Genomic DNA, 12,009 nt, shown 5'->3' on the forward strand with positions numbered 1-12,009 from the left:
CGTTAATTCGATTTGCTTAGTAAATATACTCCGAACCACGCACTTTTAGCAAAATAAAAAAACGCTGGCCGAAGCCAGCGAAAAGGGATGATGGGTTGTCGAGACCCCTGCGTTTTTCACGTCTTATTATACTTTGCCAACTGAGACGTTGTTTTTATTGATTTTCTTACTGTTTTATCGTTGCTGCATGCCATTGCTTCCCAACTGGGGACCACAAAATCACGAGGCCAGGCAACAAGAGCCACATATGTACGGTCATCAGATCGCTGGCCGATAACCCCAAGCGCTGGGTTAAGCTAACCAAAAGCCCTGCACCACTCATTTGGAACAATCCCAATAAGGCTGCCGCTGTGCCAGCACGGTCAGAAAATGGGGCTAAAGCGGCGCCGGCTGACGCGCCTAACACCCAAGCAAAGCCAAATGACGAGGTAAAAATCGGCAACATAAAGGCCCAAGGCGTCGCAATAGAGCTTAATGCCAGCATCAGCCCACCCGAGCCTACCAGCATCATCAAGCCAATATTGAGCGCACGGCGGCTACCAAATTTTTCCATATAGCGCGGCGCTAACATCGCCGCGGCAATGTTTAGTGCCGCGTTAGCACCAAACCAAAAAGTGAAGCTGTTCATGGAAATACCGTACCTATCCATCAGCAATACAGGCGCGGAGGTGACATACGCTAAGATCACCGCCATCGCCAGCATGCAAAGGATGATGTGGTAGGTAAATGTTGGTACGCGTAGCACTTGCCAATAACGGCGTACGCTAAATAGGCGACCCGAAGTGTCCGTGTGCGCAGGGCGTGTCTCGGGCAAAAAGACCATGACTAATACTAACCCTAATACCGCATAACCGAGCATAAAGGTGAAGTTAGCGCGCCAGTCAAAGACTTGGGTAAGCCAGCTCCCCAATAGCGGCGCCAAGGCAGGCACAAAGCAAATCGCGCCATTAAGATAGCTAATCATATGGCCGCTGCGCTCAGCTCCGAATCTGTCACGCACCGCTGCAAATGCACACACGGAAGTCGCGCACGCGCCAAAACCTTGCAGCAAACGCGCCACCAGCATCATATCCATCGAGGTGGCGAGCCACGCCATTAACGAGCTCAGTCCATAGAGCAGTATGCCAATGACGGCCACAGGTTTGCGACCAAAGCGGTCAGCCAACGGGCCGGCGAACAGCTGACCTAAGCCTAAGCTAAACATAAACCAAGTGATGGTATCCTGTACCAGCGTCGGGTTAACGTTAAAGTCTCCCGCCATATGCGGCAACGCCGGTAAATAAATATCAATCGCCATCGGGCTAAACAGCACCAGTAACACCATTAAGGCGACCAGTAAGCGATTCGATGTCGGTGAATCAGTGTGTGACATTGGTTACTCCTCTATACAGGCACGCAGTATAGTGGCTTCAGGATATGAACCATAATGGTTTATAGTAAAAGCAGTTATTCCCAAGGAGAATACCTGTAATGGATTTGGACCAGCTGCAGCGCACCGACCTTAATTTATTGGTGTGCTTACATGTATTGTTGGAAGAGTGTAATGTCACGGGCGCGGCAAAACGGCTGCATTTAAGCCAATCGGCAGTGAGTAAAAACTTAGCCCGACTTAGAGCGCAATTTAACGACCCGCTTTTTACGCGAGCGGCCCACGGGCTCAAACCCACCGTTCGAGCGCAAGCCTTACAGGCCAAATTACGCGCTTTACTCAATGATGTTGCGGCGATGACCGAGCCGGATCACTTTCAGCCGCACTTAAGCGATCGCTGTTTTCGCTTTGCCCTCGTCGAGAGCGCCTATCCATTGCTACTGCCACAGTTTATTGGCGATATGCTAGAAGCGGCCCCAGCTATCACCCTTAATACCGCCGCTTGGGATCAAACCACCTTTGATGGGCTTGCGCGAGGCAATATCGACTTTGGCATTACCGGTAAAGATTTAAATCCCGCCGATGCCATGCTGACCATGATGCCGCCCAAAGGCGTACGCTACCAAGAGCTTTGCCAAGATCACCAGTGTGTATTGATGCGCGCTGATCACCCGGCACTCAAGGGTCCATGGGATGAAGCGCGTTACCTTGGACTGCGACATGTACAGGTGAAGTGTGATGGGAATGACCGCTGGCTGTTGGACTATAAACTGGCAGAGCGTAATATTGAGCGTGACATTGCCATGTACGTGCCAGATTTCAACAGTGCGGCGAGCCTGTGTACCTATACCGACCTGGTGTTTACTTCACCAAGCCAGTTTGCGCATTATATTGCCGCGTCGCTCAATTTGGTGGTAAGGCCGTTACCGACGCCAATACCGCCGATGGCGTACACCTTGTTTTGGCATCAAAATCAAGAAAATGACCCAGGGCACCAATGGCTGAAAGCCTTGATTATTTCACGCTGTCAGCAATTTAGCCCAGCAAAATTGCAGCCTATCGCCAATCGCGCTAGGGTCTAACCCACTGGTTTTTTACGCGTGGCCGAACATGGCAAGTTCACCCCATACAAAGAAGGAAGAATAATGGACGCGACCCTTACCAAGCGTATTGAGCAGCTAAGACACTGGCTGGCTCAACACGATTATGACGCCCTACTCATCCCCCATGAAGACGAATACCTCGGTGAGTATGTGCCTGAGCACAACGAACGCCTTCACTGGGCGACCGGCTTTACCGGCTCAGCAGGCGCTGCGGTGATCACCCGCGACAAGGCAGCAATTTTTGTTGATGGCCGCTATGTGGTTCAAGTCCGTAAGCAAGTCCCCGCCGGCCTGTTTGACTACTGCCATCTGATTGATGAACCACCGGTGCAATGGGCCCAGCAACAATTACCCAAGGGCGCTAAGCTGGCTATCGACGCTCGCATGCATAGCGCTGCTTGGTACAAACGTACCCAACGCGCGCTGGATGGGGCTTTGACACTGGTGAGTGTTGAGCAAAACCCGATTGAAAGCTTGTGGGACGATCGCCCCGCCCCGCTTAATAGCCCTGCTATTTTACTGGGTGAAGAGAAAACCGGCCGCGCCAGCTTGGATAAACGTCAAACCATTGGCCAGCAGTTAGCCGATCAGAATCTTGATGCCGCGGTACTCACTCAACCCGATGCCGTCTGTTGGCTGCTCAATATCCGTGGTCGCGACATCCCACGTTTACCCGTGGTACTGACCCAAGCGATTATCAAGCAATCCGGTGACGTGACGGTGTTTATCGACCCTGACCGTCTCCCCGAAGGCTTTGCTGCTCACGTGGGCCAAGGCGTGAGCGTCGCGCACCCAGACAGTCTGGTTGATGCCCTGCAAGCGCTGAGCGGTCAACGTGTATTGGTCGACCTAAACGGTGCCAATGCATGGACACTGGACACCCTCCAACAAGCGCAAGTCACTGTGGTGGAAGCGCAAGACCCATGTGCGCTTGAAAAAGCAGCCAAGAACCCGCAAGAAATCGCCGGTATGCGTGCCTGTCACGTGCGCGATGGTGTTGCCGTGACTCGCTTTTTGGCCTGGTTTGACCGTCAAGTCGACGCCGGTGAACGCCCTGATGAAGCCGAGCTCGCAGACACCCTGTATCAATTCCGCCAACAAGACGATCAACTGGTCGACTTAAGCTTTGATACCATTTCCGCCGCCGGTGGCAATGCGGCCATGTGTCACTATAACCACAACAATCAGCCCAAACCGAGCGTGATTGAGAGCAACAACGTCTACTTGGTCGACTCAGGCGGTCAATACTATGACGGCACCACCGACATCACCCGTACCGTGCCGGTGGGCGAGTGCAGCGCTGAGATCAAAAAGGCCTTCACGCTGGTGCTTAAAGGGCATATTGCGCTGGCCACCGCGCTGTTCCCGAAAGGCACCTCAGGCAGCCAGCTTGATGCCTTAGCACGCCAGTATTTGTGGCAACACGGCTATGATTTTGACCATGGCACCGGTCACGGTGTCGGGCATTTCTTGGACGTGCACGAAGGTCCGCAGCGCATTTCCAAAGCGCCCAATAGCGTCGCGCTATTGCCGGGCATGGTGGTATCAAACGAGCCGGGCTACTATCGCGCCGACGCGTTTGGGATCCGGATTGAAAACCTCGAGTTGATTGAAGAAAAGCCCACCGAGGGCGACATGACGATGCTCGGGTTTGCCTCACTCACGCGTGCACCGATCGATCGTCGTTTGGTCGATGTGAGCTTGCTCAGCGAGGCGGAAATCCAGTGGTGGAATCGCTATCATCAAACCGTGTGGGATGAAATCAGTCCCCACCTCGATGATCAAGACCAAGCTTGGTTAAAACAAGCGACCGCGCCGTTAAGTCGTTAAGTCGCGTCTTCACCGAGTGTGAAAAACAAAAAGCGTCCGATTGGACGCTTTTTTTATTCCCCTTTCAGGGCTTTCTCGACCGCTTTAGGCGAAAAGCCGCGCAAGGTAGTATCGCCAATGCAAATCACCGGGACACCCCGCGACCCTGTTGCCGCCAGCAGCTTCTTGCCTTTGGGCGTAGCCGTATCGACAACACGATAACGCAGCCCTTTTTTATCCAAGTAGGCTTTGGCCGCCTCACAGTGAGGACAGCGCGAACCTACATATACAGTAATACGTTTCATGCCCGCATTGTCGCTAACCCGCTGCCGTTTGTGAAGCCATTTGCGCCTGACGCGCGATATCGTAGATGTTATCCCAATCTTTCCATACCACCTCAAAACCGAGCGCACGAACGCTGGCGGCTACCTCTGCCGCGCCGCGCTCATCACTGATAGCAAACTGCTCCAATTGTGGCTCCGGGTTCGCGTAGCCGCCCGGTTGGGTTTTTGACGCCGCGGATAAGCTCGTGACCCCAAGCGGTAACACATTGTCGCGAAAGTGCGGTGACTCACGTGTCGATAGCGACAGCTCCACCTGCGGATTCCACAACCGATAGGCACAAATAAGCTGAACCAGCTGCTTATCCGTCATCACCGATTTCGGCTGTAAGGCGCCCGCGCAAGGGCGTAAGCGTGGAAAGGATAGCGAGTAGCGGCTTTGCCAGTATTGCTTTTCCAGATAATCGAGATGCTGGGCGGTAAAAAAGCTGTCGGTACGCCAGTCCTCTAGGCCAATTAATGCGCCAAGGCCGATTTTATCAACCCCTGCTTGTGCCAACCTATCTGGGGTTTGCAACCGATAGTGAAAGTCGGTTTTATTCCCGCGCTTGTGGTGTTCTCCATAGGTTGGCGCGTGGTAGGTTTCTTGGTACACCATCACCGCATCCACACCTTGTGCCACCAAGGCGCGATACGCCTCGGTATCCAGCGGCTGCACCTCCATCGCCACATGATGAAAGTATTGCTTCACCACCGGTAAGGCGCGGAGAAAATAATCGAGCCCCACCTTGGTTTCATGCTCACCGGTCACCAAGAGCACACTGTCAAAGCCCATTTTTTTTATCGCTTCACACTCGGCGGCGATTTCGGCTTCATCCAGCGTGCGCCGTTTGATTCGGTTTTCCATCGAAAAACCGCAATAGGTACACACGTTAGCGCACAAATTGGAGAGATACAGCGGAATATAAAACCCCATGGTGTAGCCAAACCGCTGCCGCGTCAGCGCCGCAGATTGCTGAGCCATGGCCTCAAGGTAGGCTTCAGCGGCAGGACTGATCAGGGCAGCGAAGTCGTCCAAATTACGCGAGGAGTTAGCCAGCGCCCGCTCGACATCTTGGCGCGTTTTGCTGTAAATCGAAAGGCGATGATGATCCCAATCGAGTGCTGCCCACCGCTCAGAAAAACTCATCACGCCTCCTTAGCGTCAAGAAACGCGGTTAAGGGGCTAGAAGCGTGGGCGTGATTATGTGAGCCCGCCAGCCCAGCGCGATACGCACAGTGTCCGGCTTCAACCGCTTGTTTAAACGCCGCGCCCATGGCAATCGGATCGCCGGCGGTGGCAATGGCAGTGTTCACCAAGACGGCATCGGCGCCCCGCTCCATCGCTAACGCCGCATCTGACGGTGCGCCAATGCCGGCATCAATGATCACCGGCACACGGGCTTGCTCGATAATGATGTCGAGAAACGCCATTGAGGCCAGCCCTTGGTTGGAGCCAATCGGTGAGCCAAGGGGCATCACCGCCGCGCATCCCACCTCTTCCAAACGCTTACACAGCACAGGATCAGCATGACAATATGGCAGCACCACAAACCCCTCATCTACAAGGGTTTTCGCCGCTTGAAGGGTTTCAATCGGGTCAGGCATCAAATATTTGGGGTCGGGGTGAATCTCTAACTTCACCCAGTGCGTTCCCAATGCTTCTCGGGCAAGACGCGCGGCAAAGACCGCTTCTTGCGCATTCTTCGCTCCCGAGGTATTAGGCAACAAGCGCACACCTAGCTCGCGCAGCGGGGTTAAAATATCATCTTGTATGGCATGGACATCGACTCGCTTTAGCGCCATGGTGACCAGTTCCGTGCCACTGGCCGCCAGTGATTCGGCCATGGTCTTGCGACTAGCAAACTTGCCGGTGCCGGTTAACAGTCGAGATGAAAACGTCGTATCCGCAATGGTTAACATAATTATCCTCCGGCAATCGCTTGAAAGACCGCCAAGCTATCGCCAGCGGTGAGTGACGTGGATGACCAAGCATCACGCGCAATAATGGTCTGATTTAGCGCCACTGCGACCGACTCGGCCGGCACCTTCATCTCCTCAATCAATTGCGCGACGGTCGTGGCATTGACCTCTGTCGGCGTGTCATTAATGGTTAACTGCATCGCTTACCTCCCGCTTTGGCTGACAAACCGCACAGTGCGGATCCACGGGCAGCGAAAAGTGCTGCCATGTCATGGTTTGTCCATCCAGTCGTGACAAGCGATTGGTCCCGACCGCCTGCCCTAATAACAGCTTTATTCCTTCCAGCGCTTGCGCGGTGGCCATCATGCCGACCACAGGTCCCATTACCCCAGCTTCAGCGCAGCGTGTGGGTTCAGAAAGCGTCACGTCTGCGAAGGCGCACGCATAACATGCGCTATGCGGTTGATAAACCAATAACTGGCCTTGCCAACCGATCGCCGCCGCGCTCACCAACGGCGTACCAGCCTCTACACAGGCTTGATTGACTGCATGGCGAGTGGCGAGATTATCACTGCAGTCAAGGACCACATCCGCCATCGCCACTTCAAGCGCCAGACGCTCACCTTCTAGATAGGCATTGATGGCTCGGCACTGGCAATTTGGATTCAGCGCGACCAAGTTAGCGGCTAGCGACGCGGCTTTATCGGTGCCGATTTGCGCCTCCCGATACGCCACCTGACGCGCCAAATTAGATAGCTCAATGTGGTCCGAGTCAGCAATCGCTAACTGACCCACGCCAGCGCCTGCAAGATAGAGGCCCGCGGTGGTTCCAAGCCCACCGGCACCCACCATTAACACGCGCGCCTTGCCAAGTGCCTGCTGCCCGCACTCTCCGACTTCTGGCAGCATGATTTGCCGGCTATAACGCAGGTATTCACTGTCCGATAGCATCACGCCCTCCTTGCTGTCTTGATGGATTAAGACAGCGATTAAATGCGTCAATGCGCGCCGCTAAATCAGGCGCTTGCGTCACGGCACGGACCACCGCAATGGCGTCCACGCCAGTGCGCCAAACGTCAGGGGCTCGGTTGAGATCAATACCGCCAATCGCCACCGTCGGGAAGCGGCCATCCACAGTCGCCACCTGCTGAGCTAACGCAGAAATGCCTTGCGGCGGCTCGGCGAGCTGTTTGGTGGTAGTGGGAAAAATATGGCCGATGGCAAGATAACTGGGCGAGAGTGCAATCGCTGCAGCAAGTTGTTCGGGACTGCGTGTCGATACGCCAAGGCGCACGCCTTGCCGCGCAAGTCGGTCAAGATCCGCCTCTTGTGAGTCTTGCTGGCCCAGATGAACGCCATAGGCGCCAGCTTCAAGCGCAAGCTGCCAGTGATCGTTGATAAACACCTGCGCATGGTGCGCGCGACCCAATGCCACCGCGCGCTGTACCCAGTATGACAATTGTGGATGGGCTGGCTGCTTCACACGCAGTTGCACGGTTTTCACGCCCAAGCAAAGTAAGCGTTCAAGTAAATCCACGTCGTCTACCACCGGATATAATGGGCCTATGCCTTCCGACATAGGCGCAAACGGGGTCAGGCTCATGATTCCACCTTATCGCTGTCGCTTACCTCAGCGCCTTGTTGTGGCGAATGATGAGATTTTTGCAGGTAGAGCTCACTGCCCTTTTCTCGAAACTCTTGCGATTTTTGCTGCATGCCTGCTAACGGGTCTTCCAGCATGGTGACATCAATCGCTTCGCCCGCAGCGGCATAGCCATTTTCTTTGGCGTAATCGCGGACTTCTTGGCTGATTTTCATGGAGCAGAATTTTGGCCCACACATGGAGCAAAAATGCGCGACCTTGCCCGACTCTTGAGGCAGTGTTTCATCGTGATAAGCACGCGCCGTCACTGGATCTAATGCAAGGTTAAACTGATCTTCCCAGCGAAATTCAAAGCGCGCTTTGGAAATGGCGTTATCTCGCACCTGCGCGCCCGGATGTCCTTTGGCTAAGTCGGCGGCGTGCGCACACAACTTGTAAGTAATCAGTCCAGTTTTAACATCCTCTTTATTGGGCAGACCCAGATGCTCTTTGGGCGTGACATAGCAAAGCATCGCACACCCAAACCAGCCAATCATCGCCGCACCAATCCCGGAGGTAATGTGGTCATAGCCAGGCGCAATATCGGTAGTCAGCGGGCCTAAAGTATAAAAGGGCGCTTCGTGGCAATGGGTGAGCTGCTCGTCCATATTCTCTTTGATCATGTGCATGGGCACATGACCGGGGCCTTCAATCATCACCTGCACATCGTATTCCCATGCCACCTTGGTTAGCTCGCCCAGGGTACGTAACTCACTGAACTGGGCTTCGTCGTTCGCGTCAGCTACTGAGCCTGGGCGCAATCCATCGCCTAACGACAGCGATACATCATAGGCGGCACAAATCTCGCAGATTTCACGAAAATGGGTATAGAGGAAGCTTTCTTGATGATGCGCCAAGCACCATTTGGCGATAATCGACCCACCACGCGAGACAATCCCAGTCACGCGATTGGCAGTCATGGGCACATAGTGCAAACGCACCCCGGCGTGAATGGTAAAGTAGTCGACCCCTTGTTCGGCTTGCTCTATCAAGGTATCGCGCATCACTTCCCAAGTCAGATCTTCGGCAATGCCATTCACTTTCTCAAGCGCCTGATACATAGGTACGGTGCCAATCGGGACTGGGCTATTACGTAAAATCCACTCGCGAGTTTCGTGGATATTGCGTCCGGTCGATAAATCCATCACCGTATCCGCGCCCCAACGGGTCGCCCACACCAACTTTTCGGTTTCTTCTTCAATGGAGGAGCTCACCGCCGAGTTACCAATATTGGCATTCACTTTCACCAGAAAGTTACGCCCAATGATCATCGGCTCCGCTTCTGGGTGGTTAATGTTGGCAGGAATAATCGCACGCCCTTCAGCAACTTCTTGGCGCACAAATTCGGGAGTGATGTTTGAGGGTAAATGCGCGCCAAAGCTTTCTCCTGGGTGCTGGCGGTTTAGCTGCTCTTCACGATACTGCTGACGCCCCATATTTTCCCGGATCGCGATAAACTCCATCTCTGGGGTGATAATGCCTTGGCGTGCGTAGTGAAGTTGGGTCACACATTGGTTAGGTTTCGCCCGACGGATAGGCGGTAAGGCATTAAAGCGAAGATCATCTAAGGTTTCATCACTGAGGCGGGTCTGCGCATAGTCTGAGCTCACTGCATCAAGAAACTCTGTATCGGCACGCTCATCAATCCAGGCTTTGCGCACTGGCGCTAAGCCTTGGTAAATATCGATAGCACTCTGTGGGTCAGTATAAGGCCCTGATGTGTCATAAACCCGAATGGACTCGTTGGCCTCGTACTGCGGATTGTCTTTACTGCCACCCACAAAGGTCGGAGACAAATGGATCTCTCGCATCCCTACGCGAATATCGGGTCGCGATCCCTCGACATAGACTTTTTCCGAGTTGGGGTAGGTTTGCGCAGAGAGAGAATCGATAAAGGATTTGGCCTCAAGACGGGCCTGTTTACGGGTCGACATAGCATTACTCCGGTGTTCATTATGGGAATTAATGCTTGCCGGAAAACGCTGAATTGAGATGTGAGCAAAACTGGCAGACGCGTACGGTCTGTGATCTGATGCATCTCTTGTTCCCTTCGCTGGTACTAACCAGATCAGGTTCAACGGATCCCACTTAACGTGGTCTCAGCCAATTGGCACTCCGACAAGTTCAACGCCAGTATAAGAAATCACCGCCGCAACAACAAGCGACGTAATGGCATGTTTTTACCTACCCAGTAATGCGTCCTAGCAACCAAGCCCCCATCGCGGCCGCTCCTAAGCATAACGCAAGGTTGAGACCCACGTTTAACAAGGCTTTCACCGTCTCACCATGTTGAAAAAGAAGCAAGGTATCCACTGAAAAGGTCGAGAAGGTGGTGAACGCGCCCAAAAAGCCAATCGCAATCAGTTGACGCCAAGGTACAGGGGCAATCAGCTCTTGACTCATCGCCGCTAAAAAGACACCCATCGCTAATGATCCTAGCACATTAACCATTAGGGTGCCGTACGGGAATCCTCGACCAAACACTGCGACGCTCCACTCTGAAACTAAAAAACGCGAAGACGCCCCTAATGCGCCACCAAGTCCTACCCACAATATGCTTACCACTGGGGGCTCCTTTTGATTGGTAAAAAGTCATCATACCGCGACATGTGAACAAGAAACAGGAGGAAGAAAAAGGGAAAAGGATCAGGGGTGCTAGAAGCATAATGAGTCACATACAAAAAAAGCACCGACAATGTCGATGCTTTGATGTTTGGCAGGGGTAGAGGGATTCGACCGGGCTGGCGACCCAGCCCCCGACACGCTTTTGTGTAGATTGCATGTTCACATCTACCCTTAATCGGATTACGAGAACCTTGATGATTCACATACAAAAAAAGCACCGACGATGTCGATGCTTTGGTATTTGGCAGGGGTAGAGGGATTCGAACCCCCAACACGCGGATTTGGAATCCGCTGCTCTGCCAATTGGAGCTATACCCCTGTAGATAGGTGCCTATTGTAGCGATCCCGCGACAAATTACCACCACCAATTACTCTTCAGACGTTTGATCGCTTATTTATAAAGCAAATCGCCCCAACGCCCCAATCACAAAAAACCCCAGCTTTTCAGCTAGGGTTTCTAAGCAGTGGCGGAGGGCCGGGGTTGCGGGCAACCGGGACTCATTCGCCCGCAGGGCGAACCTGGCCAATAACAAAAAACCCTACTAAAATTAGCAGGGTTTCTAAGTAGTGGCGGAGTGGACGGGACTCGAACCCGCGACCCCCGGCGTGACAGGCCGGTATTCTAACCAACTGAACTACCACTCCGCACCAATTCTGTCTCATCAAAGTCTTACGCATATCTGCTTTGATGATTAAATTTTTGCTAACTAAAGCCCAACATTAAGCTCTAATTAGATTATCTTGTTTGATGCGATGAGGATGTTGAATCGAGACGCGCAGTGTATGCCAATACATGAGCATCGCAGATATCAACAGCATCGAGCTATCAACAAGATAAGCAATGAGAGCCTGGCGATGTCCTACTCTCACATGGGGAGACCCCACACTACCATCGGCGCTGCTTCGTTTCACTACTGAGTTCGGCATGGAGTCAGGTGGGTCCAAAGCGCTATGGTCGCCAAGCAAATTCGGTAATCTAGAAAGCTGTTCGTTCTCGCCACAATCAACTGGCTTTATTTCAAGTCCAACCCAAAACCTCTTGGGTGTTGTATGGTTAAGCCTCACGGGCAATTAGTACAGGTTAGCTCAACGCCTCACAGCGCTTACACACCCTGCCTATCAACGTCGTCGTCTACGACAACCCTTTAGAGAGCTCGAAGCTCTAGGGATGACTCATCTCGGGGCCAGCTTCGCGCTTAGATGCTTTCAGCGCTTATC

11 protein-coding genes, 2 tRNA genes, 2 rRNA genes and 1 riboswitch are annotated in these 12,009 nt (G+C 53.3%); of the genes, 2 read left to right on the plus strand and 13 right to left on the minus strand.

Annotated elements, in window-relative coordinates; all coding sequences use genetic code 11:
• Positions 1–166: 166 nt before the first annotated feature.
• Entirely contained in the window at positions 167–1,372 is a 1,206-nt protein-coding gene (locus BZG82_RS03085; protein WP_077765139.1) for a multidrug effflux MFS transporter, read from the minus strand.
• Between the two features lie 98 nt (positions 1,373–1,470).
• On the opposite strand from BZG82_RS03085, the gene BZG82_RS03090 reads away from it, so the two are divergent.
• Together BZG82_RS03090 and BZG82_RS03095 are read left to right on the plus strand one after the other, a co-directional pair.
• A complete protein-coding gene (locus tag BZG82_RS03090) occupies positions 1,471–2,451 on the plus strand; it encodes a LysR family transcriptional regulator (protein WP_077663377.1) in 981 nt (326 codons plus the stop codon).
• Between the two features lie 63 nt (positions 2,452–2,514).
• Positions 2,515–4,302: an aminopeptidase P family protein gene (locus tag BZG82_RS03095; protein ID WP_077765140.1), complete on the plus strand. Its 1,788-nt coding sequence runs from the start codon at positions 2,515–2,517 to the stop codon at positions 4,300–4,302.
• A 53-nt stretch (positions 4,303–4,355) separates the two neighbouring features.
• On the opposite strand, the gene BZG82_RS03100 is transcribed toward BZG82_RS03095, so the two are convergent.
• From BZG82_RS03100 to BZG82_RS03155, 12 genes are all read right to left on the minus strand, one after another.
• Positions 4,356–4,586 carry a glutaredoxin family protein gene (locus BZG82_RS03100; protein WP_077765141.1) on the minus strand — a complete coding sequence of 77 codons (231 nt, stop codon included), beginning with the start codon at positions 4,584–4,586 and terminating at the stop codon, positions 4,356–4,358.
• 13 nt (positions 4,587–4,599) lie between these two features.
• Positions 4,600–5,751, minus strand: a complete 1,152-nt coding sequence (thiH, locus tag BZG82_RS03105) for a 2-iminoacetate synthase ThiH (RefSeq protein ID WP_077765142.1) — start codon at positions 5,749–5,751, stop codon at positions 4,600–4,602.
• A complete protein-coding gene (locus tag BZG82_RS03110; protein ID WP_077765143.1) occupies positions 5,751–6,524 on the minus strand; it encodes a thiazole synthase in 774 nt (257 codons plus the stop codon). The genes thiH and BZG82_RS03110 overlap by 1 nt, the downstream gene beginning before the upstream one ends.
• 2 nt (positions 6,525–6,526) lie before the next feature.
• A complete protein-coding gene (gene thiS, locus BZG82_RS03115) occupies positions 6,527–6,724 on the minus strand; it encodes a sulfur carrier protein ThiS (protein WP_046074603.1) in 198 nt (65 codons plus the stop codon).
• A complete protein-coding gene (locus BZG82_RS03120) occupies positions 6,708–7,475 on the minus strand; it encodes a HesA/MoeB/ThiF family protein (RefSeq protein WP_077765144.1) in 768 nt (255 codons plus the stop codon). The genes thiS and BZG82_RS03120 overlap by 17 nt, the downstream gene beginning before the upstream one ends.
• On the minus strand, positions 7,459–8,127 hold the full coding sequence (gene thiE, locus BZG82_RS03125) for a thiamine phosphate synthase (protein ID WP_077765145.1): 669 nt from the start codon (positions 8,125–8,127) through the stop codon (positions 7,459–7,461). The genes BZG82_RS03120 and thiE overlap by 17 nt, the downstream gene beginning before the upstream one ends.
• Complete coding sequence (gene thiC / locus BZG82_RS03130) at positions 8,124–10,100, minus strand: phosphomethylpyrimidine synthase ThiC (protein WP_077765146.1); 1,977 nt, start codon at positions 10,098–10,100, stop codon at positions 8,124–8,126. Before thiC ends, thiE begins: the two co-directional genes overlap by 4 nt.
• A 94-nt stretch (positions 10,101–10,194) precedes the next feature.
• Positions 10,195–10,294: riboswitch (TPP riboswitch) on the minus strand.
• A gap of 56 nt (positions 10,295–10,350) precedes the next feature.
• Complete coding sequence (crcB, locus tag BZG82_RS03135) at positions 10,351–10,731, minus strand: fluoride efflux transporter CrcB (protein WP_069586806.1); 381 nt, start codon at positions 10,729–10,731, stop codon at positions 10,351–10,353.
• Positions 10,732–11,033: 302 nt separating this feature from the next.
• Positions 11,034–11,110 (minus strand) — tRNA-Trp (locus tag BZG82_RS03140).
• A gap of 249 nt (positions 11,111–11,359) precedes the next feature.
• Positions 11,360–11,436, minus strand: a tRNA-Asp gene (locus BZG82_RS03145).
• A gap of 202 nt (positions 11,437–11,638) precedes the next feature.
• A 5S ribosomal RNA gene (gene rrf, locus BZG82_RS03150) occupies positions 11,639–11,754 on the minus strand.
• A gap of 87 nt (positions 11,755–11,841) precedes the next feature.
• Positions 11,842–12,009: ribosomal RNA gene (locus tag BZG82_RS03155) — 23S ribosomal RNA — on the minus strand; the annotation flags it as partial.

This window comes from Salinivibrio sp. PR5 (assembly GCF_001996085.1).
In the GTDB taxonomy this organism is placed as follows: Bacteria; Pseudomonadota; Gammaproteobacteria; order Enterobacterales; family Vibrionaceae; genus Salinivibrio; species Salinivibrio proteolyticus.

Coding starts and splice junctions, on each gene's coding strand:
- BZG82_RS03085 (WP_077765139.1), bottom strand. CDS start 1,372: ATGTCACACACTGATTCACCGACATCGAATCGCTTACTGGTCGCCTTA.
- BZG82_RS03090 (WP_077663377.1), top strand. CDS start 1,471: ATGGATTTGGACCAGCTGCAGCGCACCGACCTTAATTTATTGGTGTGC.
- BZG82_RS03095 (WP_077765140.1), top strand. CDS start 2,515: ATGGACGCGACCCTTACCAAGCGTATTGAGCAGCTAAGACACTGGCTG.
- BZG82_RS03100 (WP_077765141.1), bottom strand. CDS start 4,586: ATGAAACGTATTACTGTATATGTAGGTTCGCGCTGTCCTCACTGTGAG.
- thiH (WP_077765142.1), bottom strand. CDS start 5,751: ATGAGTTTTTCTGAGCGGTGGGCAGCACTCGATTGGGATCATCATCGC.
- BZG82_RS03110 (WP_077765143.1), bottom strand. CDS start 6,524: ATGTTAACCATTGCGGATACGACGTTTTCATCTCGACTGTTAACCGGC.
- thiS (WP_046074603.1), bottom strand. CDS start 6,724: ATGCAGTTAACCATTAATGACACGCCGACAGAGGTCAATGCCACGACC.
- BZG82_RS03120 (WP_077765144.1), bottom strand. CDS start 7,475: ATGCTATCGGACAGTGAATACCTGCGTTATAGCCGGCAAATCATGCTG.
- thiE (WP_077765145.1), bottom strand. CDS start 8,127: ATGAGCCTGACCCCGTTTGCGCCTATGTCGGAAGGCATAGGCCCATTA.
- thiC (WP_077765146.1), bottom strand. CDS start 10,100: ATGTCGACCCGTAAACAGGCCCGTCTTGAGGCCAAATCCTTTATCGAT.